General features: G+C 59.0%; 24 protein-coding genes. 12 read left to right on the forward strand and 12 right to left on the reverse strand.

The window, feature by feature from the left end; translation table 11 throughout:
* Positions 1 to 438 precede the first annotated feature (438 nt).
* Together HB680_RS14310 and HB680_RS14315 are read left to right on the forward strand one after the other, a co-directional pair.
* Positions 439 to 1,566, forward strand: a complete 1,128-nt coding sequence (locus tag HB680_RS14310; RefSeq protein ID WP_213939278.1) for a saccharopine dehydrogenase NADP-binding domain-containing protein — start codon at positions 439 to 441, stop codon at positions 1,564 to 1,566.
* 2 nt (positions 1,567 to 1,568) lie between these two features.
* Positions 1,569 to 2,060, forward strand: coding sequence for a DUF2269 domain-containing protein (locus tag HB680_RS14315; RefSeq protein WP_213939279.1), 492 nt, complete (start codon positions 1,569 to 1,571; stop codon positions 2,058 to 2,060).
* Between the two features lie 296 nt (positions 2,061 to 2,356).
* On the opposite strand, the gene HB680_RS14320 is transcribed toward HB680_RS14315, so the two are convergent.
* From HB680_RS14320 to HB680_RS14330, 3 genes are all read right to left on the reverse strand, one after another.
* The gene (locus HB680_RS14320; protein WP_213939280.1) at positions 2,357 to 3,031 is read right to left on the reverse strand and encodes a DUF3313 domain-containing protein; all 675 of its coding nucleotides are present in this window, start codon (positions 3,029 to 3,031) and stop codon (positions 2,357 to 2,359) included.
* 198 nt (positions 3,032 to 3,229) lie between these two features.
* Positions 3,230 to 3,631: a hypothetical protein gene (locus HB680_RS14325; protein ID WP_213939281.1), complete on the reverse strand. Its 402-nt coding sequence runs from the start codon at positions 3,629 to 3,631 to the stop codon at positions 3,230 to 3,232.
* Positions 3,632 to 3,743: 112 nt separating this feature from the next.
* Positions 3,744 to 4,058, reverse strand: coding sequence for a DUF2388 domain-containing protein (locus HB680_RS14330; protein ID WP_213939282.1), 315 nt, complete (start codon positions 4,056 to 4,058; stop codon positions 3,744 to 3,746).
* 301 nt (positions 4,059 to 4,359) lie between these two features.
* Between HB680_RS14330 and HB680_RS14335 the strand changes: the two genes are divergently transcribed.
* Positions 4,360 to 5,973, forward strand: coding sequence for a methyl-accepting chemotaxis protein (locus HB680_RS14335; protein WP_213939283.1), 1,614 nt, complete (start codon positions 4,360 to 4,362; stop codon positions 5,971 to 5,973).
* A gap of 135 nt (positions 5,974 to 6,108) precedes the next feature.
* On the opposite strand, the gene HB680_RS14340 is transcribed toward HB680_RS14335, so the two are convergent.
* A complete protein-coding gene (locus tag HB680_RS14340) occupies positions 6,109 to 6,516 on the reverse strand; it encodes a helix-turn-helix domain-containing protein (RefSeq protein ID WP_346657391.1) in 408 nt (135 codons plus the stop codon).
* 100 nt (positions 6,517 to 6,616) lie between these two features.
* On the opposite strand from HB680_RS14340, the gene HB680_RS14345 reads away from it, so the two are divergent.
* Entirely contained in the window at positions 6,617 to 7,546 is a 930-nt protein-coding gene (locus HB680_RS14345; protein ID WP_213939284.1) for an aromatic alcohol reductase, read from the forward strand.
* 168 nt (positions 7,547 to 7,714) lie between these two features.
* Here HB680_RS14345 and HB680_RS14350 read toward each other — a convergent pair whose 3' ends face one another.
* Positions 7,715 to 8,146 carry a nuclear transport factor 2 family protein gene (locus HB680_RS14350; RefSeq protein WP_213939285.1) on the reverse strand — a complete coding sequence of 144 codons (432 nt, stop codon included), beginning with the start codon at positions 8,144 to 8,146 and terminating at the stop codon, positions 7,715 to 7,717.
* A gap of 183 nt (positions 8,147 to 8,329) precedes the next feature.
* Between HB680_RS14350 and HB680_RS14355 the strand changes: the two genes are divergently transcribed.
* The 3 genes from HB680_RS14355 to mqo all read left to right on the forward strand — a co-directional run bounded on the left by HB680_RS14355 (position 8,330) and on the right by mqo (position 11,392).
* Positions 8,330 to 8,551: a hypothetical protein gene (locus tag HB680_RS14355; RefSeq protein ID WP_213939286.1), complete on the forward strand. Its 222-nt coding sequence runs from the start codon at positions 8,330 to 8,332 to the stop codon at positions 8,549 to 8,551.
* Positions 8,552 to 8,555: 4 nt separating this feature from the next.
* Entirely contained in the window at positions 8,556 to 9,287 is a 732-nt protein-coding gene (locus HB680_RS14360; protein ID WP_346657392.1) for a DUF72 domain-containing protein, read from the forward strand.
* 452 nt (positions 9,288 to 9,739) lie between these two features.
* Positions 9,740 to 11,392: a malate dehydrogenase (quinone) gene (mqo, locus tag HB680_RS14365; RefSeq protein ID WP_213939288.1), complete on the forward strand. Its 1,653-nt coding sequence runs from the start codon at positions 9,740 to 9,742 to the stop codon at positions 11,390 to 11,392.
* Positions 11,393 to 11,519: 127 nt separating this feature from the next.
* Here the strand turns inward: mqo and HB680_RS14370 are convergent, their stop codons facing one another.
* The 3 genes from HB680_RS14370 to HB680_RS14380 all read right to left on the reverse strand — a co-directional run bounded on the left by HB680_RS14370 (position 11,520) and on the right by HB680_RS14380 (position 13,581).
* On the reverse strand, positions 11,520 to 12,401 hold the full coding sequence (locus tag HB680_RS14370; RefSeq protein ID WP_213939289.1) for an FRG domain-containing protein: 882 nt from the start codon (positions 12,399 to 12,401) through the stop codon (positions 11,520 to 11,522).
* A gap of 114 nt (positions 12,402 to 12,515) precedes the next feature.
* Positions 12,516 to 12,791 carry a hypothetical protein gene (locus HB680_RS14375; RefSeq protein ID WP_213939290.1) on the reverse strand — a complete coding sequence of 92 codons (276 nt, stop codon included), beginning with the start codon at positions 12,789 to 12,791 and terminating at the stop codon, positions 12,516 to 12,518.
* A gap of 40 nt (positions 12,792 to 12,831) precedes the next feature.
* Positions 12,832 to 13,581, reverse strand: coding sequence for a hypothetical protein (locus HB680_RS14380; RefSeq protein ID WP_213939291.1), 750 nt, complete (start codon positions 13,579 to 13,581; stop codon positions 12,832 to 12,834).
* 307 nt (positions 13,582 to 13,888) lie between these two features.
* Between HB680_RS14380 and HB680_RS14385 the strand changes: the two genes are divergently transcribed.
* On the forward strand, positions 13,889 to 14,956 hold the full coding sequence (locus HB680_RS14385; protein WP_213939292.1) for an NAD(P)-dependent alcohol dehydrogenase: 1,068 nt from the start codon (positions 13,889 to 13,891) through the stop codon (positions 14,954 to 14,956).
* Between the two features lie 359 nt (positions 14,957 to 15,315).
* The gene (gene katG, locus HB680_RS14390) at positions 15,316 to 17,571 is read left to right on the forward strand and encodes a catalase/peroxidase HPI (RefSeq protein ID WP_213939293.1); all 2,256 of its coding nucleotides are present in this window, start codon (positions 15,316 to 15,318) and stop codon (positions 17,569 to 17,571) included.
* Between the two features lie 492 nt (positions 17,572 to 18,063).
* Here katG and HB680_RS14395 read toward each other — a convergent pair whose 3' ends face one another.
* The 4 genes from HB680_RS14395 to HB680_RS14410 all read right to left on the reverse strand — a co-directional run bounded on the left by HB680_RS14395 (position 18,064) and on the right by HB680_RS14410 (position 22,604).
* Positions 18,064 to 18,282, reverse strand: a complete 219-nt coding sequence (locus tag HB680_RS14395) for a hypothetical protein (RefSeq protein WP_213939294.1) — start codon at positions 18,280 to 18,282, stop codon at positions 18,064 to 18,066.
* A 60-nt stretch (positions 18,283 to 18,342) separates the two neighbouring features.
* Complete coding sequence (locus HB680_RS14400; RefSeq protein WP_213939295.1) at positions 18,343 to 19,365, reverse strand: AbrB family transcriptional regulator; 1,023 nt, start codon at positions 19,363 to 19,365, stop codon at positions 18,343 to 18,345.
* Positions 19,366 to 19,438: 73 nt separating this feature from the next.
* On the reverse strand, positions 19,439 to 19,849 hold the full coding sequence (locus HB680_RS14405) for a low affinity iron permease family protein (RefSeq protein ID WP_213939296.1): 411 nt from the start codon (positions 19,847 to 19,849) through the stop codon (positions 19,439 to 19,441).
* Positions 19,850 to 20,024: 175 nt separating this feature from the next.
* A complete protein-coding gene (locus tag HB680_RS14410) occupies positions 20,025 to 22,604 on the reverse strand; it encodes an EAL domain-containing protein (protein ID WP_213939297.1) in 2,580 nt (859 codons plus the stop codon).
* 231 nt (positions 22,605 to 22,835) lie between these two features.
* Here HB680_RS14410 and HB680_RS14415 point away from each other — a divergent pair, with 231 nt between their 5' ends.
* The 3 genes from HB680_RS14415 (at position 22,836) to HB680_RS14425 (ending at position 25,285) form a co-directional block, all read left to right on the forward strand.
* Positions 22,836 to 24,056, forward strand: coding sequence for a helix-turn-helix domain-containing protein (locus HB680_RS14415; protein WP_213939298.1), 1,221 nt, complete (start codon positions 22,836 to 22,838; stop codon positions 24,054 to 24,056).
* Positions 24,057 to 24,091: 35 nt separating this feature from the next.
* A complete protein-coding gene (locus HB680_RS14420) occupies positions 24,092 to 24,721 on the forward strand; it encodes a PQQ-binding-like beta-propeller repeat protein (RefSeq protein ID WP_213939299.1) in 630 nt (209 codons plus the stop codon).
* A 192-nt stretch (positions 24,722 to 24,913) separates the two neighbouring features.
* Positions 24,914 to 25,285 (forward strand): hypothetical protein, encoded by a 372-nt coding sequence (locus HB680_RS14425; protein WP_213939300.1) that lies wholly within the window; start codon positions 24,914 to 24,916, stop codon positions 25,283 to 25,285.
* Position 25,286: the final 1 nt, after the last annotated feature.

A 25,286-nucleotide genomic window follows, 5' to 3' on the forward strand; every position in this document is an offset into this window, starting at 1 on the left:
GTCAGTGGATGCGGGTTTTGTGTACGGCCGCGATCCCTTGTAGGAGCGAGGCTTGCCCGCGAAGAGGCCGGCACATTCAAAATGGATGTTGGCTGAGACACCGCCATCGCGAGCAAGCTCGCTCCCACAGGGGATCGTCAGTGGATGCGGATTTTGTGTACGGCCGCGATCCCTTGTAGGAGCGAGGCTTGCCCGCGAAGAGGCCGGCACATTCAAAATGGATGTTGGCTGACACTCCACCTTCGCGAGCAGGCCCGCTCCCACAGGGGGATCGTCAGTGGAAGCGGGTTTTGTGTACGACCGCGGCCCCTGTGGGAGCGAGCCTGCTCGCGAAGAACGATAACGCGGTCTATCTGCCGAAAAAAAACCACCCCTGCCGACTCATTCGATCCCTTAGAATCGCGCTTCGGTCGAGAAGATGATTCAGGGATGTAACACATGACACTCAAGGTAATGGTGATCGGCGGCTACGGAAACTTCGGCAGCATTGTGTGTCGGCATTTGGTGGTGATGCCGGGCATCGATCTGGTGATCTCCGGGCGCGATGCGCGCAAGTTGGCGGCCCAGGTCGAAGCGTTGAAAGCCTTGTCCGGCAGGACCTGCGAAGGCTGGTGCTGCGATGCGATGGGGGCCGGTTTCAAGTCCGCCCTGGACGCGCGGGGCATTCAACTGGTCATCCACACCGGCGGCCCGTTCCAGGGGCAATCTTATGCGGTGGCCGAGGCATGCATCGACGCCGGTGTGAATTACTGCGACCTCGCCGACTGCCGCACCTTCGTCAACGCTATCTCTGTGCTGGATGCTCGGGCCAAAAGCGCAGGCGTGGCGGTCCTCAGCGGGTGCAGTTCGGTGCCGACGTTATCGTCGGCGATCATCGATCAGCACCGGTTTCGGTTTAAGCGCATCGATTCGATCGAGCACGGCATTTCTTCCTCAGCGAAGATGCCGGGGCTGTCCACCGTCGCCGGCGTGCTGGCCTATGCCGGCAAACCGATCAAACAGCTCAAGAACGGTCAGGTGCACGACGTGCTCGGTTGGCAGGACCTGACCCTGCGCAAGATGCCGCAGATGGGGACGCGGGTGCTGGCCAACGTCGATGTGCCGGACATGGACATTTTCGCCAGCCGCTATGGTGCGCACACCTTGCGATTCCGGGCCGGTTCGGGGATCAAGCTCGGTGGCGTAGCCAACTACCTGCTGGCCCAGGCGCTGCGTAGGGGGCTGATTCGCGACCACGCGCCATGGGCGGCCCGGTTGCATCGTTGGGGCACCTGGTTTGAAGGTTTCGGCGATGGAAAAAGTGCGATGTACATCGATGTCCACGGGCTCGGTGTCGATGACAAACCGCTGTCCATGACCGTGCAACTCACCGCGTTCAACGACAAGGGCCCGCAAATCCCGAGCTGCGCCGCCGTCGCCCTGGCGGCGAAAATGCTCCAGGGCTATGTGCCCGCATCCGGTGCCCGGCCGTGTGTCGGTGAAATCAGCGTCGATGAGTACATGACCGCCATCAACGACCCGGACAACCTGCAAATGTCCGTGGTTTTTTCTGACGGGCAGGGCTGAACATGCTCTACCTCGGCCTTAAATACGCCCATATCATCGCCGCGATATTCCTGTTCGGCTTCGGCATGGGCTCCTACCTGTATTTGATCGCTGCCAGCCGCACGGCCAATCCAATGGTGATCGCTCACGTGGCGCGGATGGTGGTGCGGTTCGACACCTGGATCACCACGCCGGCCGGCTTCATTCAAATCCTCACCGGGTATGGATTGGTGAAACTCAGCGGGCTGCCCTTGACCACGGAATGGGTACTGACGGCGCTGGTGATCTTCCTCTGCACCGGGGCGCTGTGGCTGCCGGTGCTGGTGCTGCAAAAGCGATTGCAGGTGCTGGCGTCGAGCGCGGTGGAAACAGGGTTGGGGCTGGCCGACGAGTACGCTGTTGTTTACCGAAAGTGGTTCTGGATGGGCGTGCTGGGGTTTCTCGGGATGTTCATCATCGTGTTGATCATGGTCACTCGAATGACGCCGGGGCAGTGGGTGGCGATGCTGGGGTAGTGGGGAGACAGATCCATATTCTGTGCTGATACTTCGCTTTCGCGAGCAAGCCCGCTCCCACAGTGGATCTTCAGCGGATGCGGGTTTTGTGTCCGACGCCGATTCCCTGTGGGAGCGGGCTTGCTCGCGAAGGGGTCGGCATAGTCAATATTGATGCTGACTGACACTCCGCCTTCGCGAGCAGGCTCGCTCCCACAAGGGATCTTCTGTGAACGCAGATTTTGTGTATGACCGCGAATCACTGTGGGAGCGAGCCTGCTCGCGAAGAACGATAACGTGGTCTATCTGACTGTTTGCTACCGAATAAACGCCTGCAAATCCGCCGTCAGCTTGCTGATCGCCGCTTTGAAGTCATTGGTGGTGATTTTCTCGCTCGAGTTTTTCAATTGTTCACCAAACACCTTGCGGACCACTTTGGCCATGATCTGGTTGTTGCTGGCATCAACCAACTCGGCCTCAAGGAACAGCGTGGTGTCCTGACTGCGATGGCCGGACGCGGCACTCACCCCGCCCACCACTGCGGCGACCGGCACCACTTCATACCATTGCATGCCTTCGTTCGACGCAGTGACCCCGGTAATCGCCGCCCGCACCACCAGGGTTTTCGAGCCCGCCGGGGCCTTTTTGGCACTCGGCACGACGCGGTATTTCTGGCCGAGCACGCCCTTGGCGCTGTTGGTCATGTAGGTCTGCAGTTCTTCCAGGGTGCGCTGGTCGACCCGTTCATTGGGCTTGGGCTTCGGATAGAGCTCCAGCTTCATAAACGCCACAGTGTCATAGGCGTTGGGATTCCACGACGGGCTGACCCAGCGCATGGCTTTCTCGCCGCTGGGGGTGGTCACTTCCTGGAGGTTGTTGTAGTTGGGCAAAAAGCCCGAGTACTGCTCTTTATCGGTGACTTTGGAGGTACAGCCGACCAGCAACAGGCTGGCCAGCGCGGTGCCGATAAACACGTTTCGGGACAGGTTCATGGTGATGGATGCTCCGTGGGAGAACTCGTTATTTTTTGATAACGGTAGCTCAGAAACGCCGGGGCATAAGGGTGATCACTGCTTCACGCAGGCCCCTGTGGGAGCGGGCTTGCTCGCGAAGGAGCCGGCACATCCAACATCGATGTCGCATGAGCCGCCGTCTTCGCGAGCAAGCCCGCTCCCACAAGGGATTTGCGTTCAGGCATCGCGCAACAAGTCGTTGGCGTTGAGCAGCTCGTAAGCGATCTCCGGGCGTTTTTCCAGGCTTCGGCGAATCGCAGCGGGGATCGCGGCGCGGGTCTTGCGGCACAGGCCCGGCAGTTCTTCGATTTGAATGCCGATACCGCGCATGGTCCGCACCTCATTGAAACTCGGCACCAGTTCAACGCGAACACCCAATTGTTCAAACATCCGCACTTGCAGGCGTTCAAGATCGGCGAGGCTTTGCAGGTTTTCCAGGCGATCCAGCAGGCGTTTTTCTTCCTGGCGGGTCAGGAACAGGATGCGCAGGTCCGCGCCGGGTGTTTCCAGCAACGGGTCACGCCCGCAAATGCAGGCGCCGGGAGGGCAGGGTGAGCGGATCGGAGCCGAGGTCGTCATGGGCCCAATCATAGAGGCCCGTGAGCGGTTTTGCCCAGCGTCGGCACGCACGTTCCCAGGGCAGGCATCCATTCAAGCCTGCCCCTGTCATTACGCGAGTGATCGTGGATGTTTAGTGAGCGGCCGGCCCTTCGTACTGAACGAGGATAGCGTTGGCGAGGTCGGCGTCGGTGGCGTTGAGTCCAGGGTTATCCTGGCGGATCTGCTGCAACACCGCCTCCATGTAGACCCCGCGAATCGCCCCGTCACTGGCAACGAATGCAGAGACGTCATCCCGGGCTGGAATCACCATTTTGTGGTCTTTGAAGGTGGAATAGAGCGAAGCGGAAACCCCCGCCGAGGTCGCGACATCCTTGCCGCTCACGGCCAGGGCTGACCCGATGGGCAGGCACAATATCAGAGAAGTAATGAGTAGCATGCGGCGCATGGCGTCGTCCTCCAACAGCGTAAAGCGAAAAGGAAGTAACACATTACTTAGGAGGTGCGACAAGGCTCAGGAGTTCAATGCTGTGTGCGTAATGGCGTAGGAGCTGCCGAAGGCTGCGATCTTTTGATTTTGCGTTTAAGAGAGAAGATCAAAAGATCGCAGCCTTCGGCAGCTCCTGCTTGGGCACAGTACGCCGTTGGTCCTAAACCAACACCCGGGCGGAAATAGGCTTAAATAACCACAGGGCGAGGTCGATAACCTTTCAGAGCCGCCATTTCAAGCGTCCACAGGGGAACAACAAGTGTCCATAAAACTGCGTTTACTTCTCTTGATGGGGACTGGGCTGCTCACTGCTTTGATCATGAGTCTGGTCAGTTATGTGGGAAACACCCACGTGGCCCATGCCGTGAACGACAGCGAGGTCAGCATGGCGGCGCTGCGCAATCACCTCGAGGCCGACATGATGCACGACGCCCTGCGCGCTGACGTGCTGTCGGCCATGCTGGTCGGGCTGAGCAAAAGCACCAGCAGCAAGGCCGAGGTGCGCAGTGCTATTGAAGAACATGCGACGCGTTTTCGTGAGGTGGTGGGGGAAAACCTCAAGCTGCCGGTCAACGCCACCATCATGGCGGGCCTGAACAAGGTCAAGCCAAGCCTCGATACCTACATCAGCAGCGCCGAACGCATCGTTGGGCTGGCGCTGGAAAACCCGGATGCCGCGCAGCAGCAGTTGAGCTCATTCAATGCAGTGTTCACCCAGCTTGAAGGCGATATGTCAGCGGTGAGCGAGCTGATCGAAACCAACACCCAACTGGCCAGCCAAGGCACGCAGCAAGCCATCAAGCACGCCAACATCGCCCTCGGCAGCGTCCTCGTCGCCAGCCTGCTGTTGCTGCTGGCCCAGGGCCGCTGGGTGATCCTGAGCATCATGGGCCCGTTGCGCACGGCCAGTCGCATTGCCGACAGCATCGCCCACGGCAACCTGAGCGAGCCGATCATCGAGCCTACCGGCCATGACGAGGCGAGCACCTTGATCCGCACCCTCGCGACCATGCAACGCGACCTGCGCGGCATGATCGAAGTGGTGCGCAGCAACGCCCACGGTGTCAGTGGCATGAGCCAGCAATTGAGCAACGGCTGCCATGAAGTCGCCGGCAGCAGCCAGCAACAAAGCGTCGCCGCCAGCACCATGGCCGCCGCTGCCAGCGAAATGACCGCCAGCATCGAGGAAATCACCCGCCACGCCAATCGTGCGTTGAACATGGCCAACCAGGCCGAAGAATTGGCCAAGGACGGCGGCAAGGTGATTCATCAGGTGGTCAGCGACATGGACGGCATCGCCCGTTCGGCCCAGCAGTCGGCCCAGGTGATTCGCACGCTGGACAAGGAGTCCGAGGGGATTTTCAGCATCATCCAGGTGATCAAGGGCATCGCCGATCAGACCAACCTGCTGGCGCTCAACGCGGCGATCGAAGCGGCCCGCGCCGGTGAGCAGGGCCGTGGTTTTGCCGTGGTGGCCGACGAAGTCCGCAGCCTGGCGGGCCGCACCAGCGCCTCCACCCAGGAAATCGCCGCGATGGTCGCGCGTATCCAGCAAAGCACTCGCGAGGCCGTGACCAGCATGGAGGCCGGCGTGGCCCAGGTCGACAAAGGCATGGCCGTGACCGCGGATGTCGAGCGTGCCATCCGTGAGATTCTCGAAGCCACGTTGAACACCACGCAACTGGTCAACGACATCAGCCGCACCATCGGCGAGCAAAGCCTGGCCAGCAACGAAATCGCCCACCAAGTGGAGATGATTGCCGGCATGTCGGAGGACAATAGCAAAGTGATCGGGCGCACGGCTTCAACGACGGATGAGTTGTCGACGCTGGCGGGGCAGTTGTCGCAGTCGGTGGATCGCTTCAGGCTTTGAGGTTGTCGGGGTTTTATGGTGTGGGGGAGGGCCTCTTCGCGAGCAAGCCCGCTCCCACACGGGATCTGTGGCGCCCATAAATTCCCTGTGGGAGCGGGCTTGCTCGCGAAGGCGTCAGCCCAGACACCCTAGCGCTCAAATTGACTTGATCCCCTTTGCATAATCAGCCCTGGCCGCCCGAAAACCCTCGGCATTCCCCATCACCCAATCCCACAACGGAATCATGTTCTCCAACAACCCGGTACCCAGCACGGAGAGTTCATATTCCACCCGTGGCGGCACTTCCTGGTAGTCATGGCGCAAGACCAACCCATCACGCTCCAGCGTTCGCAACGTGCGGGTCAACATGCGCTGGGTCACGCCTGCCATACGCCGGCCAATCTCTGCATGACGCAACGGCCCGGCCACGCCCAAGGCATAAACAATACCTAGCGACCAGCGATTGCCGGCATGCGTGAGCACCTCGCGTTTAAGTCCGTCATCGTCCGCACTCAGCGCTTCGCAGGCCACTTGCGACCGTTTGATGATGTCTGAAATGTCCACTCGGTTCTCCGGTATCACCCGTGTGCCTACTTATGCGCGGCGTCGAAGGGTGCCAGCATGATTGCTGAATTTCAGTCATCTGGCGATCAGGAGTCACACGATGGGCAACAACCAAAACACCGACTCGCGGAATATTCTGGTGCTTGGCGCCGGCGAACTGGGCATGGCCGTGATGCGCGAATTATCCGCCCAGGGCTCGGGCGCGAAGATCACTGTGCTGCTGCGCGCTTCGGCCATTGAGACACAAGACCCGAGCCGTCTCGCGCAACTGTCCGAGCTGCAAGCACTGGGCATTGAAACCCTGGCGGGCGATATCGCGACGGATTCGGTCAGCGAATTGGCGGCGCTGTTTGCGGCGTTCGATACGGTGGTCAGTTGCGTCGGATTCGCCGCAGGGCCAGGCACTCAAACCAAGCTGACGCAAGCCGCCATCGAGTCCGGTGTCAGCCGCTATTTCCCATGGCAATTCGGCGTGGATTACGACGTGATTGGCTTTGGTAGCGCGCAGGACACGTTTGATGAACAACTGCACGTGCGCCACCTGCTGCGTGCTCAACAGCGTATCGAATGGGTGATCATTTCAACCGGCATGTTCACCAGTTTCCTGTTCGAACCGTCCTTTGGCGTGGTCGATCTGGCTAACAGCACGGTCCATGCGTTAGGCGACTGGGACACTCGATTGACCATCACCACGCCTGAGGACATTGGCCTGCTCACCGCCAGGATCCTGTTCACCCAGCCACGGTTTGCGAACCGGGTTGTTTACGTGGCCGGCGACACGATCACCTATGGGCAACTGGCAGACGTGGTGGAATCCGCACTGGCTCGCGAGTTGTCGCGTGTGCCGTGGAGTGTGCCGATGCTCACGGCTGAATTGGCGAAGCGGCCGGATGATCAACTGAGCAAGTATCGGTTGGTGTTTGCCGAGGGCAGGGGCGTGGCGTGGGATAAGGCGGGGACGTTTAATGCTGAAGAGAATATTGAGGTGGTGACGCTGGAGCGGTGGGTTGCCGGGCATTTGGGCAGTTGAGAGTTTTGAGGTGTCTGGCCTGGCCTATTCGCGAGCAAGCCCGCTCCCACATTGGATCTGTGGCGTGCACAAATCCCCTGTGGGAGCGGGCTTGCTCGCGAAGGCGTCAGACCAGACAACCATTATTCCAACGCTCTGCCGCACACCCGGCCGAGCCCATCAACCTCATCAGATACGAAACGCCTGACGCCCAATCAACAACCACTTCCCACCCTGTTTCTGCCAAATCTGAAAGTTCTCGATCTCGGTCGGCACCACTTCCGTGCCATTCAGTGCTTGCGCCGAGAAGTGGTTGCGCACCAGCGCCGTATCGCCCAACAGGGTGATGGTCTGCTTCTGCATCTCCAGCGTCTTGAATGCGCTTTTGCCGGTTTCGATATCCGCGATAAAGGCTGCCTTGTCCTGAACCTTACCGCTGGAATGCCCGTAGCTGAGCTTGGCGGCGGTCAGCTTTTGCAGTTCGGGAATGTCCTTGTGCAGCATGGCTTGGGTCAGGTGGTCGACGGCTTGTGCCACGTCTTTCTCGGCGGTCGCCGGGGCGGCGGCGACGTAGCCGCTGAAGAGACATAGAAAACCGATCACTAATTTGGCTTTTTGCATGGGTGTTTCCTTGTTGTTGTGGGTGGTCGAGACTGATTGAATTCGTCAGTCGTCGTACAACTTAGCAGATATTTTGCGGATAAGGCAGAGCGTGTTTCGGGTGCGTATCGCCATTTGTCGGGAGCGAGGAACGGGCCTTGATCTCAGCACTTCCAAGGGAAAACGACCCAGGGAAGCACGACCATGAGTGATGACGCGAAGCAGGAAGCCTTGGCCGCTTGGTACAAATTGCTGCGCCAGCCCGAAATCCGTATGGACAGCGAAGAACACTACGACGAACTGCTGAAGGCCGCGGATGAGATGGAACGCACCGGGCTGATCAATGGCTCGGAGTGGCGGGTGTTGGTACGCGAGGCGGGGGTTGCGTTTGCCAGTGCGATTGCGGGTTTGGGAGGTGGAACCTAGGCCGGTGTCGCGATCGGTTTATGTGGGCACCGCTGGCTGGAGTGTGCCCCGGGAATATGGGGCGTTGTTTCCTGATACGGGCACGCACTTGCAGCGGTATGCGACGCATCTGATGGCGGCTGAAATCAACAGCTCGTTCTATCGCCCGCATCAGCCACAAACCTATCTGCGCTGGGCGCAATCGGTGCCGTCGGTGTTTCGCTTTTCGGTCAAGCTGCCCAAGCTCATTACCCATGTTCAGCGCCTGCAGAACTGTGAAGCCTTGTTCGACGAGTTCCTTGCCCAATGCAGACAATTGGGCGACAGGTTGGGCTGTCTGTTGATCCAGTTGCCACCGTCGCTCGCCTATGACCCTGTGACGGCGGCGGCTTTTTTCCGGATGCTGCGCCAACGTTACGAGGGCACGGCGGTGCTCGAACCCCGCCATGAAACCTGGCGTGAAGCCAACGGTTTACTGATCGAACACAGAATCGGGCGGGTCGCGGCCGACCCCTCGCCGATCACTGGTGGCACCACGCCGGGGGGATGGTCCGGGGTGCGTTATTGGCGGCTGCATGGTTCGCCACGGATTTACTACAGCGACTATGACGTGAGTCGATTACAGGTGTTGGCGGCGAAGATACAACTGTCAGCGCAGGCGGGGGCCGAGACCTGGTGCATTTTTGATAACACAGCGAGCGGCTTTGCGTTGGGGAATGCGTTGAGTTTGCGGGCGCTATTAGGGCCCTTGGTTTGATGGTATTTGTTCGGCCGCTTTCGCGAGCAAGCCCGCTCCCACATTTTGAAATGTGATCCCCTGTGGGAGCGAGCTTGCTCGCGAAGAGGCCCGCCCAGACACCTCAAATCCAAAAAATCACACCCCAACCCCCGACCACCAAGTCGCGAACAGACGCGCGGGTTTGCCGTGTCGTGATATTCTTCGCCCCAACTTGCTTTGACCAATTCAGTTCGCACGTTCTCGAGACGTGCAAACAGGATCCATGTCGCTCAAGTAGCTGAAGCCAATAATGATAAAAAGTCAGTTCAGAGGGACATCTAAACTGAGGTCGATGGAGACACGTCGGCCTTGTGTGCCCACCCTCCAATCCTGATGTGCGGGAACCCACGACATGCTGTCTGCGTGCCGTGAACCAGGGGCCTTACACGTGAGGATGGAAGGGCGGATGGCGTTTATCATAGGTGCTACAGATGCTTAAAAAACTCAACACGGCCCTGCTGGGGCTGGCTTTGTCGATGGGGATCACGTCCGTTCACGCGGAAGAGGCAAAGAAAGTCGATGTGCTGCTCATTGGCGGCGGCATCATGAGCGCGACCCTGGGTGTGTGGCTCAATGAGTTGCAACCGGACTGGTCGATGGAAATGGTCGAGCGCCTCGACGGCGTCGCCCTGGAAAGCTCCAACGGCTGGAACAACGCCGGTACCGGTCACTCGGCCCTCGCTGAGCTGAACTACACCCCGGAAGACGAGAACGGCAAAGTGTCGATCCCGAAAGCCGTTGAAATCAACGAAGCTTTCCAGATCTCCCGTCAGTTCTGGTCGTGGCAGGTTCAGCAAGGCGTTCTGAAGAACCCGCGTTCGTTCATCAACTCCACTCCGCACATGAGCTTCGTGTGGGGCGATGACAACATCAAGTTCCTGAAAAAACGCTACGAAGCCCTGCAAGCGAGCCCGCTGTTCGCCGGCATGCAGTACTCCGAAGACCCGGCTGTGATCAAGAAGTGGGTTCCGCTGATGATGGAAGGGCGCGACCCGAACCAGAAAATCGCGGCCACCTGGACGCCGATCGGCACCGACGTCAACTTTGGCGAAATCACCCGCCAGTTCGTTGCGCACCTGCAAGCCACACCGAAGTTCGACTTGAAACTGTCTAGCGAAGTGCAAGACATCACCAAGAACGACGACGGCACCTGGCGCGTCAGCTACAAAAACCTGAAAGACGGCACCAAAACCGAAACCGACGCCAAGTTCGTGTTCATCGGCGCGGGCGGCGGTGCACTGCACCTGCTGCAGAAGTCCGGCATTCCTGAAGCCAAGGAATACGCAGGCTTCCCGGTGGGCGGCTCGTTCCTCGTGACCGAAAACCCGACCATCGCCGAACAACACCTGGCCAAGGCCTACGGCAAAGCCTCCGTTGGCGCACCGCCAATGTCGGTTCCGCACCTCGACACCCGTGTCCTGGACGGCAAACGCGTGATCCTGTTTGGCCCATTCGCGACCTTCAGCACCAAGTTCCTCAAAGAAGGCTCGTACCTGGACCTGCTGACCAGCACCACTACCCACAACATCTGGCCGATGACCAAAGTCGGCATCAAGGAATACCCACTGGTTGAGTACCTTGCTGGCCAACTCATGCTGTCCGACGAAGACCGCATGAACGCCCTGAAAGAATACTTCCCGAACGCCAAAGCCGAAGACTGGCGCCTGTGGCAAGCCGGCCAACGCGTGCAAATCATCAAGCGTGATGAAGCTGCCGGTGGCGTGCTGAAGCTGGGTACCGAGATTGTTGCATCGGCTGACGGCTCGATCGCTGGCCTGCTGGGCGCCTCCCCAGGCGCATCGACTGCTGCACCGATCATGCTGACCGTGCTGCAAAAGGTCTTCAAGGATCAGGTTGCTTCACCTGCGTGGCAGGAGAAGCTGCATCAGATCGTGCCGAGCTATGGCACTCAACTGAACAACGATCCTGCTAAAGTGGCTGAGGAGTGGGCTTATACCGCCAAGGTATTGCAACTGACTCCGCCACCGGCGATTCCGCAGTTGAAGGCTCCGGTTGCTGCTCCGGCGCCTGCTGATGCTGGCAAGGCTCCGAAGGCAAATGCTGCTAGTGATATGGCTCTGTAACTAAAAGCCTGATTGGAAAAGCCCACTGGTCGGTGACGGTCAGTGGGCTTTTTTGTGCTGTTATTTAATAGTAGTTCGTGTGCGTATTCTAATCATGTGGGAGTTTTGCTAACACGCTTTGTTCGTGTCAAAGACTCCATTTTTTCTTGATGTAGTTAGATGTAGATTCAATTTCGGGAAACATTGTTCTGGAGTTTATGTTGAGAGTGTCGAGTTGCTTGATAACGTCGATTTTGGACTCGGCAGGAATGGTGATTGTCTTTAATTTAATACCAGCCGAGTTTTCAGGAGCATTGTACTCGAGAAGCCCCGCAGCAATGAATGCACCTGACTGAGCAATGACCCGCTTGTTGTTTTTTGATGGGTATACAAAAAAATATCTGAATAGATCTACTGGTTTGACTTTGTCGAGAAAATAGGACTTCTCGGCTTTAACAAATTGCATAAGTCTCTGTATTTCTTCAGTGTTTCTGAAAGTGTTTAATTCTTTGTCAGTCCAAGGGGTTTGTTTCTTGTGTTTGTTATATTCTTCTTTTATCTTGGTCCTTTCTAGATCGGACAACCTAGATAGATTGCAGATAATACTGATTGTGTCGCTATCTGCAAATTTCACGCGTGTCTTTGTGAAATCGAATATTTGAACTTGTCCACTGTTTTTGCGGTTTTCATTTCCCTCGCAAGCAAAATATAGAGCGACTAACGGGTTAAGTGTAACGTCGAGGAGTCGCGTGGGTAAGCTGTAGTGCTGTGCTCTTACCAGTTTGTCGAACATCGATTTATCAGATCCAAATTCGTTTGGAGCTTCAACCAGCAGTTCGCTAAGAATCTGATTTTCTGCGCCACTCCTGAGGTCGCGCATTACGGATGGCTTTAGTTTCCACGCAATATTCGATTGTCCCCTGTAACATCTCGCACCACTATTTTTTTTTGAAAGCTGGAATATGATCTCAAGGTAGGAGTTTATATCGCGTGCAATGAGATGTTCCGGATCTAATTTATTTTGGTTCATGGTTGTGCTCATGGGGGGAGGCTGTATTGTTGCTGGTGCTATAGTTCGTGCCGATGTGATTTGAAAAAGCGATTGCTTCTTGTAATCACGATCGTCTAGCTACTTAGCGTTCTCTCAAACCTTCCAAACCCAATGATAAACCCGCTTTACCAACGCCAAATAATTCCAAGCCAACGTCGCCCCAAACGCCGCCCCAGCCAACCCAAGCTTGAAAACCGATTGCTGCCAATCATACGACCGATCAAGCACTAAATGCGCCAGCCAATAACTGTCGTAGTGGTGAGAGGTTCTGTAAGTCACCAAAAAGGCAAAAACACACAACATTACCGACAAACAAAACACCACAAATCCCAACTTGTTCAGCGGTGTTTCAAGCTTCTTCAACATCATGCGTACGGTTTCCTATAAAAACGATTAAGCAGCGCGCTCATCACGCCTTTTCTTTCTTCAAATTCTGCGCAACTTCGCCCGTCACGCCTGCCGTGATGACACCCGCGCCTGGCAGTATGTTCGTCACGGTGCTGGTCGCCGTCATGGGAACATTGCGGATGTAGGCCTCGACGGGGATGCCAGCGCGCATATGCGCTGACACCATTTGTGGCGAGAGGACGGTGCGGGTGATGGTGGAGCTGACGGTGCGGAACAGGTTTCCCAGGGCCGATACGATGGACATGATGGTGAGGGCGGCGAAGGGGATGGATAGCCACATGACGCTCATTTTGAACAGTGCGTGTTCGGTGGACAGGCCGTTGAGGCTGCGGCAGTAGAGTATCGAGGCGATCAGGTAGAGGCCGGCGATGAGGGCGATGGCCATCGGGTCGCGGATGTCGAAGGCCAGTCGTGCGCCGAGCAATCCGTAGATCACCAGGCTGGCGAGCACGTCGGGGATCAGGCTTTTCAGGCCGTCCAGGGCTTTGGAAATGTTGTAGATCACGAAGCCGATGATGACGATCCAGCCCAGCACCGGAATCACGCCAAGGGCCATGACGAGGACCGAGAGCAGCAGGCTTTTGATGATGCCGTGATGGAGGTTGTTTCTGATCAGGTAGAAGACGAAGTAGCCGAAGGAAAACAGCGCAATCACGCCGATGGACGCCAACGCGGCTTCAGGCTGAAGAAAAAAGCTCATGCCGCCTACGGCAATCATGAAGGCGAGGCAAAGGTAACCACTTTTGTTCATGGGTGTTCGTCCGTGATCTGGAAGCAGGGTGTTCTTCCGTTGGGACGTGCATGCTACTAATTAGCCATTACTTTTGTCGAGCCGCGGTTGCTGATCCAGTTCAGCGGGATTAGGCAAGAATTCAGCAGAATGCAGTCATCGGTCATGCCCACCCAAGTCGTACCCTGTACGCACCACGGCGCAATCCAGTCGCCAAGACTTCCCGACGTTCTTCGATCAAACCATCCACCTCTGTCATCCACTTGAACGATTCAGTCACTACGCTACTCCTCTGGTATTCAACATCCGACTCAAAAAGGCGATCGCAATGACCAAGACTTACAGCTATGCCGCGCAAGGCGCCAAGGACTCGCTCAAGCCTTTCACCTTCGAACGTCGCGCCCCGGGCGCCGATGATGTGCAGATCGATATCCTCTATTGCGGCGTATGCCATTCCGACCTTCACACGGTAAAAAACGAGTGGCACAACACCTTGTATCCGTCGGTGCCGGGGCATGAAATTGTCGGTCGCGTGACGGCGGTTGGCGCCAACGTCAGCAAGTTCAAAGTGGGCGACCTGGCGGGCGTTGGCTGCATGGTCGACAGTTGCCAGCACTGCGCGTCGTGCGCGGAAGGCGAAGAGCAATATTGCGAGAATGGCTTCACCGGTACTTATAACGGTCCGGTGTTTGGCGGCGAGAACACGTTCGGCGGTTATTCGGACAATATCGTGGTCAAGGAAAAGTTCGTCCTGCGCATTTCCCATGGCGACGCGAATTTGGCCGCCGTCGCGCCGCTACTGTGTGCCGGTATCACCACGTATTCGCCGCTGCATCACTGGAAAGTCGGTCCTGGCAAGAAGGTCGGCGTGGTCGGCCTCGGCGGCCTGGGGCATATGGCGGTGAAAATCGCGCATGCCATGGGCGCGCATGTGGTGTTGTTCACCACGTCGCCGAACAAGCGTGAAGACGGTTTGCGTCTGGGCGCCGATGAAGTGGTGGTGTCGAAGAATCCGGATGAGATGGCCAAGTTTGCCAACACCCTGGATTTCATTTTGAACACGGTCGCCGCGCCGCATGATCTGGACGCGTTCCTCGGGCTGCTCAAGCGCGATGGCACGATGACGCTGGTCGGTGCGCCGGACAGTCCGCATCCGTCGCCGTCGGTGTTTAACCTGATCTTCAAGCGCCGCAGTCTGGCCGGTTCGTTGATTGGCGGGATTCAGGAAACCCAGGACATGCTGGATTTCTGCGCCAAGCACGGGATTGTTTCGGACATCGAGATGATCAACATTCAGGACATCAACGATGCCTATGGCCGAATGTTGAAGGGCGATGTGAAGTATCGGTTTGTGATTGATATGAACAGTTTGAAGAAAGAAGCCAACGCGGCCTGACGGATCGCCCCTCGGGTCTGACCCGGGGGGCACTTGAGTTGCCCTTCAAAAGATTCCGCCTATCACGCTCTAACACTGCGCCTATTAGCAGTCCCCTCCAGACGGTCTAGTCTTACCGTTGCGCCAGCGCACGCTGGCCGCTCAATACCTGATGAAAGAGATAAGAAAGCGTCACAGGCTTGCCGTGGGCCCGCGTGCTGGCGAATCGATCGCCAAACTCTAGAATTCCCGTGTGGCCACATTGAGCAGTTGCTTGAACTGCTTGGCCCAGCAGCCTATGTCATTGATTTCGCTCATTGCTATTGCAGGCCCAGGCCGGGCCGGGTAGCTGGATGAACACGACCAAAGGTAGCTCATACATGGCAACTGAATCGAAATGCCCGTTCAATCACGCCGCTGGCGGTGGCACGACGAACCGCGACTGGTGGCCGAATCAACTGAACCTGAAGATCCTGCACCAGCACTCGACCCTGTCCGATCCCCTGGACGAGGGCTTCAACTATGCCGAAGCGTTCAAGAAACTGGATTTTGCGGCGGTCAAAGCGGACCTGAATGCGCTGATGACCGATTCGCAAGATTGGTGGCCGGCGGACTTCGGTCACTACGGGCCGTTTTTTATTCGCATGGCCTGGCACGCGGCGGGTACGTATCGCACCGGTGACGGGCGTGGCGGGGCGGGTTCCGGTCAGCAGCGGTTCGCGCCGCTCAACAGTTGGCCGGACAACGTCAGCCTCGACAAGGCGCGGCGGCTGCTGTGGCCGATCAAGCAGAAGTATGGCCAGAACATTTCCTGGGCTGACCTGATTGTCCTTACCGGCAACGTGGCGCTGGAGTCCATGGGCTTCAAGACCTTTGGTTTCTCTGGCGGTCGTCCCGATGTGTGGGAACCGGACGAAGACGTGTACTGGGGCTCCGAGACTAAATGGCTGGGCGGCGACACCCGCTACGACAAGGCAAATCCTCCCGTGGAAGCGCCGGGCGACGGTCCTCTGGTAGCCGAGCCGGGCAAAAATGAGGAGAGCCGTACCGACCACGGCCGCAACCTTGAGAACCCGTTGGCCGCCGTGCAAATGGGCCTGATCTACGTCAACCCAGAGGGCCCGGAGGGCGAGCCCGATCCGGTCAGATCCGCCATCGACATCCGCGAAACCTTCGGCCGCATGGCCATGAACGACGAAGAAACCGTGGCGCTGATTGCCGGCGGCCACGCCTTCGGCAAAACCCACGGCGCCGGGCCTGCCGACAATGTGGGCGCAGAGCCGGAAGCGGCGGGCCTCGAACTACAAGGTCTTGGCTGGAAGAACAGTTTCGGCACCGGTAAAGGCCCCGACACCATCACCAGTGGCCTGGAAGTGACCTGGACCACCACGCCGACAAAGTGGAGCAACAACTACCTGGAAAACCTGTTCGGTTTCGAGTGGGAACTGACCAAAAGCCCGGCAGGCGCCCATCAGTGGACGCCGAAAAACGGGGCGGGCTCCGGAATCATTCCGGATGCCTTCGATACGTCGAAACGGCGTAACCCGACGATGCTCACCTCGGATCTGGCCCTGCGCTTCGATCCGATCTACGAGCCGATCTCCCGGCGCTTCCTGGCCAATCCCGACCAGCTCGCCGACGCGTTCGCCCGCGCCTGGTTCAAGCTGATCCACCGCGACATGGGCCCGCTCTCACGCTACCTCGGCCCGGAAATGCCCGCCGAAGAATTGCTGTGGCAAGACCCGATTCCGGACCTCGATCACGAGGTGGTCAACGACAGCGACATCGCCGCACTCAAGGGCAAAATCCTGGCCTCGGGCTTGAGCGTTTCACAACTGGTCTCGAGCGCTTGGGCGGCGGCTTCCACTTTCCGTGGCTCCGACAAACGCGGTGGTGCCAACGGTGGACGCCTGCGCCTGGAACCACAGAAGTCCTGGCAAGCCAACCAGCCTGAGCAACTGGCCAACGTGCTGGCGAAACTCGAGGGCATCCAGCGCGAGTTCAGTAGCGGCGGCAAGAAAATCTCCCTGGCGGACCTGATCGTGCTGGCCGGCAGCGCTGGCGTCGAACAAGCCGCAAAAAACGCGGGCCACAACGTAACGGTGCCATTCACGCCAGGACGGATGGACGCGTCGCAAGAGCAAACCGACGTCGAATCGTTCGGCTTCCTCGAACCGATTGCCGACGGCTTCCGCAACTACCTCAAAACCCGCTACAGCGTACCGGCCGAGCATCTGTTGATCGACAAGGCACAGCAACTGACCCTTACCGCGCCCGAAATGACCGCGCTGATTGGCGGCCTGCGCGTGCTCAACACCAACGTCGGCCAGACCAGGCATGGCGTCTTCACCCAGCGGCCAGAGGCGTTGACCAACGACTTCTTCACCAACCTGCTGGACATGGGCGTGGAGTGGAAGCCGACGTCGGACGCGCAGGAAGCGTTTGAAGGACGCGACCGCAACACAGGCGCAGTGAAATGGACGGCGACCCGGGTTGACCTGGTCTTCGGCTCGCATGCGCAATTGCGTGCGTTGGCGGAGGTGTATGCCAGCAGCGACGCGAAGGAGCGGTTTGTGAAGGACTTTGTAGCGGCGTGGGTCAAGGTGATGAATCTTGATCGGTTTGATTTGAAGTGATGTAAGCAGCAAATAGCCCGCTGAACCGGTGACGGCCAGCGGGTTTTTTTTGCCCGAAATTTACACAAACCCTGTGGGAGCGGGCTTGCTCGCGAAGGCGTCGTGTCAGTCGACATTAATAGTGGCTGACCCAGCGCTTTCGCGAGCAAGCCCGCTCCCACAAGGGGGGTTGCGATCTGATCCGTATTTTCTCGCGCCACCTGCATCTGTTACGAGATCAGCCCCAAGCCCACAATGCCTGCACCGGCCCGGCCGCCCTGAGATGAACCCATCTCACTGCGCCTGTTGCGCCGCAAACTCAAGTGGTAGGAGGCCTTATGGCTAGAATGGCGATTTTCCTGGGTGGGTTTCTGGTGCTGACCATATTGATCGGAGTCCTCGCCACGATTTCTCCGGTGTGAAGACACAAAAAGCCCGCTGAACCGGTGACGGTGAGCGGGCATTTTTGTGGATAGACAAAGGTGAGCACAATCGCCACAGGTAGGTATTCGCCTAATTCCCATCCGCAACTTTGCGCTCAATCTCATCGACCTTACGCTGCAACTCCTCAGCCTCCTGCTCTTTAACCCGGGTCGAAGAGGGCGTAATGGTTTCATCGACACCACGAGTGTCGCTGTCCCCATCCTCAAGATCTCTTTCCACCACATTCACCGGTTTGCCCGACGCATCAGTTGGCGGCGCGTTCGGGGTTGTTTTCGATTCATCGTTCATTTCGCATACCTCCATTGACCTAATCATTGGAGGCACTGATATCGCGGGAGTTCGAGATTTTTACGAGCCGCTCTCGCCCCAGCGCCGTGCCTGGACGATCAGCGCAGGGGCAAAGTGCAGCGCCACCATCCGCGCCAAGTGATGGGTGAGGATAAACACCACATTCAGCCCGCCGCTGAACGCGACGATGGCGATGGTTTCGATGGCGCCGGGCATGTAGGCCAGCCACAACGACAGCGGGTCGCTGCCCAGCACCCGCGAGGCCGCGACGGCAAACACGGCGGCGATGAGGATCATCAGAGCGACGGACATCACGCCGGAGCGGCCGTGGCGGATCAGATCCGCCAGGGAGATATCCTTGAATTTCGAGCCAATCAGCGTGCCGAGGATGACGGTGGCGAAGTTGACGCTCCACGGCGGCATCTGGAAGTCCGGCAGGAAGCCCATTTTGACGTAGACGCCGGTGGCGACGATGGCGGTGAGCATGAACGGTGCCGGGACGCCGATGCGCAGCAGCACGCGACCGATGCCGATGCACAAGGCGATCAGCGACAGCACGATCACCAGGGTGCCGGTGAGCAGCGGGGCTTGTTCGGCGAGCATCAGGTTGGGTTGCGCCGGGATGAGAAAACTGACCAGCACCGTGATCGAGAGCAAGCGCACCAGGTGCACCACGATCACTTTGCCGGACGCTCGCTCTGACTCCAGCAAATCGAACACCGCGGCGAGTGCGCCAGGGTAGACGGCCAGCAGTGAGTCCTTGAGGTTCCAGCGCGAAATCTTCAACAGCCAGAAACCGGCCACCGTGATCTGTACCGCCAGGCACACAAACAGAAAGCCCAGGCTCGGCAACATCGCGGCGGCGGTGTGGCTGTCCCAGGCCTTGAACATCAGGCCGGTGGCGATCCCTAGCACCACTTGTACGTAGCCGAGGCCCAAGGGCAGGGTAGGCGCGAAACGCAGGTGGCTGACGATCAGCGCGCTCCCGAGTATCGAGCCGAGCAGCAGGCCATGGGGCACGCCGGCATATTGCAACGCCGTGCCGACGCCCGTGGCGATTAGTAAACACAACAGGGTTTTCATGAGTCGTCCTTGATTCTAGTTGTTTCCCAATGTTTCAAAGCATGCACTTTCTCCCATTGATCCGTGTGCAGCGTCAAGCAGAAGGCGATGCGCTCGGCTGATCTGTCTGCGCAGCGGGCGTCGGAATCTGCATCGGCTCGCTTTCCCCCATCGTGCTGTATTGCTCGCGCAATGCGCGTAGTTCTTTGGTGCCGAGCTTGTCCAGGCAAAGCGCCGCGTTCTGCGCTTCGTGGGTGGCGCGGAGCAGTTCGTCAATTTTCAAATGCAGAATGTCGTTGTCGCGGTTCTGGGTGTTTTGAATCAGGAAGACCATCAGGAAGGTGATGATAGTGGTCGAGGTGTTGATGATCAGTTGCCAGGTGTCGTTGTAATGGAAGTACGGCCCGGTGCATGCCCAGATGCCGATCAGCGCGATGGCGAGCAGGAACGTTTTGGAGCTGCCGGCCCAGTTGGAGAGGGATTGACAGAATTTTGCGAATTTCATGGCCGTGGTTCCTGAGGGTTGGTGAACCATGGACTGCGGCGAGTTCTTGAAATTCTTTTTTACATTTGAATCGGCCGACGAAGTGTTGTTTTTTGGGTGGATGTGTCTGGCTTGCGGTGTGTGGAGACTTTTAGGGGCTCTTCGCGGGCAAGCCTCGCTCCTACAAAGATCTTGGTTAGGAGCGGGATTGACTGAGCAGTTTGCTGAAGGCCTGTTTGTCGACCGGGCGGCTCATGTAGAAGCCTTGCACCTCGTGGCATTGATCGGCGCCGAGGATGTTCAGTTGTTCTTCGGTTTCGACACCTTCGGCGGTGACGGTCAGGCCCATGGCTTTGCCCAAGCCGATGATGGCCTGGACCACGGCGCGGTCGTTGCCGCCGCTGCCCATCGAGGCGATGAAGCGTTTGTCGATTTTGATGCCGTCGAACGGGTAGGCGCGCAGGTAGCCCAGTGACGAGTAGCCGGTGCCGAAGTCGTCCATGTTCAAGCGCACGCCGAGTTCCTTGAGGGCGTTCATGGTGGTGAGGGCGCCGTCGATGTCGTTGAGCATCACGTTTTCGGTGATTTCCAGTTCGAGACGGCTGGCCGGGAAGCGGGTCGAGACCAGCACTTCCCGCACATCCTCGACCACATCGCTGCGGGCGAATTGGGCCGGGGACAGGTTGACCGACAGCAGGATGTCGTCCGGCCAGGTCAGGGCGGTTTCGCAGGCCTCGCGCAGGACCCAACGACCCAGCGGCACGATCAGGTCAGTTTGCTCGGCCAACGGAATGAACAGGTCCGGCCCGAGCAGCCCTTGGGTCGGATGTTGCCAGCGGACCAGCGCTTCGACCGAGACAATTTCCTTGCCGTCGACTTTGTAGCGTGGCTGGTAATGCAGCACAAATTCGTGCCTCTGCACGGCAAGTCGCAGGTCGTCTTCCAGTTGGCGACGATGCTGGATCTGGTCGCTCATGTGCGCTTCGAAGTAGCACCAGGTGTTTTTGCCGTCGGACTTGGCCTTGTACAGGGCGATGTCGGCACAGCGAATCAATTCGCTGGGCAGGTAGCCCTGGCGGCGGCTGAGGGCGATGCCCAGGCTGGCGCCGACATGCAGCGTATGGTTTTCATGGTGGATGGGCCGGTGCAGGCTTTCGATCAGGCGGGTGCAGAACTTGTCGATCTCGCTATGGCTGTCCATGTTGTGCAGCACCACGACAAACTCATCACCGCCGAGCCGGGCCACGATGTCATGGTCGCGGGTGCACTCGCGCAGCCGTTCGCCGACTTCTTGCAACACAGCATCGCCGGCGGGATGGCCGAGGGAATCGTTGATCGGCTTGAAGTTGTCCAGGTCGATCATCAGCAACGTCAGAGGCGCTGAGTGTTCCTTGAGCAACAAGGCATCTTCAAGGTAGCGCGCGAGTTTGTTGCGATTGGGCAATCCGGTCAGCGCATCGTGCATTGAGAGGTGCTGGATTTGCGCATGGGCCGCGACTTCATCGGTGATGTCGCTGGCCGTGCCGCGATAGCCAATGACCGTTTCGTTGTCGAAAATCGGTCGGGCAGACACCCGGCAGTAGCGCTGTTGGCCGCTTTGATCGCGATAGGTACAACGCAGGTCGCTGTCGCTGGTTTCCTCGGTCAGTTTGTTCAGCCAGAGGGCCAGCGGCGTGGTGTCGCAATACAGCAATTGCTCGATGTTTTGTCCCAGCCATTGCTGATCGGAGAACCCGGTGACGGCGCTGAAACGTCCGGATAGGTAGGTGATGAATTGGCCTTGATCAATTTCCCAGATCCAGTCGGACGCAGCTTCCGCCACCGCACGAAAGCGCTCCTCGCTGGCTTCCAGGGCATGATTGGCGGTTTCCAGTGCCTGGTTGGAGGCTTGCAACACTTCATAACTGCTGTCGACGTATCGGGATGAACGCATCGCATAACGAAAGAAGTAGGCCGTCAGCAACATCAGCACCACCAGGGTCCCGCCCAACGGTGGCAACAGCGACCATAACAAATGTTTGCCGGGCTGATCGAGTTCGGCAATCAGGCTGTAGCCGGTGGTTTCCAGCGGAACCTGCTGTTGTTTTTTGGCGAGAGCGCCGTCGGGGGCGAGGTTCAGATTTTCCAGGCCATAACTGGTGCCCAGAGTATGCAGTTTGGCGGCGGTCAGTTGATCGACGAACACCAGCACTGACGTGCTTTTCGGGTCTTCAATCGGACGTTCGTCATTCGGCATGACCGCCTCGGCGGTCAACAGGGCGGGCCATCCTTCGAACATGGTGTATAGGCTGATCGGCTTCGTCAGTTCAGCCTGACTCTGAACCTGATCCACCAACGCTGCGGCGGACGCCGACAGGTAACTGGAAAATTCCCCTTCGACCAATTGCCCACGAATCACCGCGTATTTGGTGTGCGCCCGATCGAGCACAAACACGCCTTCGTAGCCATCGCTGGCGAACAGGGTTTTGCCCATGTTTTGCTGGGTGTACGCCCAGTCGGTATCCACTTCACCGTTCAAGTGGTCATAGGCGGACGTCCAGTAGGCGTAACTGGTGATGTAGTTTTTTGAGGCGGTGATGCGATTTTCCAGCGCGCGTGCGGTGTAAAACCGCGTGTCGTTGATGTCTTCGGAATCGAGGCCGGTGGCGATGCTGAACAGCGCACCGACCACCATGCAAACCCCGGCGATAAACAGAATGCCCATCGCAAACGCCAGGCGTCTGGTCACCGAGCTTTGGCGGGTGGGGGCCGGGGCCGCGTAGGCTGAAAGGTCCATTGACTCGTCCTTGATCCATTGTCACGGCGCCCGGGCAAACCTGATGGTTGCAATGTGCGAGTCGCCCAGCGATCCAGTCATCCGCGACGGTCGGTGATGAATCCATGGGCGTGAGTATAGGTCGCGTGGGAAAGAGCGTTGGGATCCCGGATCAGTTCAAGGTCCGTCATCGTGAGATAGACTCAACACGGTGCATCGGACGAGAGGAGTGACACCTGTGGCGCGATTCAGATGGATTCGCTGATCACCGCAGCGGCGCGAGCATTGGCGGCGGGTGATCCTCTCGGTGCGCTGAACCGGATTGCCTTGCGCGACGACGCGGCAGCGCTGGCACTGCGCGGCATCGCCATGGCGCAGCTCGGCGATCTGGTGCGGGCGAGGTCGCTGGTGCAGCGCGCGGCGCGGGCCTTCGGGCCGAAAGAGGCATTGGCGCGGGCGCGGTGTGTGGTCGCCGAGGCCGAGATTGCGTTGGCGTCACGGGATCTGGGCTGGCCCGTCAAGCAGCTCGACACGGCGCGGGTGACGCTCGAGGCCCACGGCGATGTCGTCAACGCCGCCCATGCGCGGTATCTGGACATTCGGCGCTTGTTGTTGATCGGACGTCTGGATGACGCGCAGCACACTCTCGCCGAACTCGACCCCGCGCCACTGCCGCCGGCACTGCGCGCGGTGCATGAACTGGTGGTGGCCGGGATCGCGATGCGGCGCCTGCAATCGAACCCGGCTCGGGCGGCCCTGACCCGCGCCGAAGCGGCCGCCCATGACGCCGCGATCCCGGCACTGAGCGCCGAGGTCGAACACGCCGCCCGAATCCTCGACACGCCCGTCGCGCGATTGATTGCCCATGACCAGGAGCGGCCGCTGTTGTTGGCGGAAGTTGAAGCGTTGCTCGCCTCAACCTCGTTGGTGGTGGACGCCTGCCGCTACAGCGTGCGCGGTGTCGGTATGTCGGTGTCACTGGCCACGCGCCCGGTGTTGTTCGCCATCGCCCGAGCGCTGGCCGAAGCCTGGCCTGCGGACGTGTCGAGAGCAACGCTGATCGCCCGAGCCTTTCGCCTGAAGCTCAGCGATGAGTCCCATCGCGCGCGGTTGCGCGTCGAAGTCGGCCGCCTGCGTGCGGCGCTGGACCCCCTGGCCAGCGTGACCGCCACCCCGCGCGGTTATGCGTTGGTGGCGCGGGGCGAAAGCGACGTCGTGCTGTTGGCGCCACCGGTCGAAGAGAAATACGCCGCGCTGTTTGCCTTCCTCGCCGATGGCGAATCGTGGTCAAGTTCAGCCCTGGCGCTGGCCCTCGGCACCAGTCAGCGCACGGTGCAGCGAGCACTCGACACACTGGCGGCGGACGACAAGGTGCAGTCGTTCGGGCGTGGTCGCGCGCGGCGCTGGATGACCCCGCCGGTGCCGGGTTTCGCGACGACTTTGTTACTCACGGCACCGCTGCCCAGTGATTAGGATCACCTCACCAACCCGTGACTGAGGACGCGATCATGAAACACTCAACAGCCGAAATACTCCGTGAATATGGACCCTTTGCCGGTGTCGATGCCGTGCATGGTGTGACCTGGGACGGCCAGCGCGTATGGTTCGCCAGTGGCGAAAAACTCAATGCCCTCGACCCGGCCAGCGGCCAGACCTTGCGCTCGATCGACGTCACCGCCGATGCCGGCACCGCGTTCGACGGCGAGCATCTGTTCCAGATCGCCGCCGACCGCATCCAGAAAATCGACCCCGGGACCGGCCGCGTGCTCCACACCATCCCCGCGCCGGGTAATAGCGATTCGGGCCTGACCTGGGCCGAAGGCACGCTATGGGTGGGCGAGTACCGCGACCGCAAGATTCATCAGATCGACCCCGAGACTGGGGCGATTCTGCGCACCATCGAATCCAACCGTTTTGTCACTGGCGTGACCTGGGTCGAAGGTGCGTTGTGGCATGGCACGTGGGAAGGCGATGAGAGCGAGTTGCGGCGCGTTGATCCGGCCACGGGCGAGGTGCTGGAAAGCGTGAAGATGCCGACGGGGATTGGCGTTTCCGGGCTGGAGTCCGATGGGGGTGATCAGTTCTTTTGTGGTGGAGGCGGGAGTGGAAAGGTGAGGGCGGTGCGGCGGCCGAAATGAGCCAACCCGGTTAATTTGTGGGGGGTGTGAGGGCCCCTTCGCGAGCAAGCCCGCTCCCACATTGGATCTGTGGCGTTCACATATCCCCTGTGGGAGCGGGCTTGCTCGCGAAGAGGCCCGCACAGACAACAAAAGATTCAGAACGGTAACGTATGATTGCCGCTCTCCCACGCCAGTCAAAAGGACCCAACGATGGCTTTAAGCAAACGCGACCAAGCCCACATCGAACGTCGCCTGGTCGCGACCCTGACAGATGCGTGCGAAACGGCCAAAGCCGAAATCGTTGGTTTCTGCTGGCTGACCCACGAAGTCGATTACGCCCGATTCCCCTCCAGCCTGCGGGTGATCTGGGTCTTTGATACCGAGGCCGAGAAGGACCACGCGTTGGCCAGCGGGCAGGGTGAACGCATGGTTGAGCTGACGGCCTTCGCGTTAACCGAGGCGGACGTTCCGGTCAGCCCGGCATCGGCCCATGTGCAGTTCGATTCCGAAGAACAATGCCAGCGAGTCAATGGCGGAAACTGGGTGCAACGCCTGGCGTCCAAGCGTTCGACGCGGGCTTGAA

Origin of the sequence: Pseudomonas sp. dw_612, from assembly GCF_018449725.1 — a bacterium.
Classification (GTDB): Bacteria; Pseudomonadota; Gammaproteobacteria; order Pseudomonadales; family Pseudomonadaceae; genus Aquipseudomonas.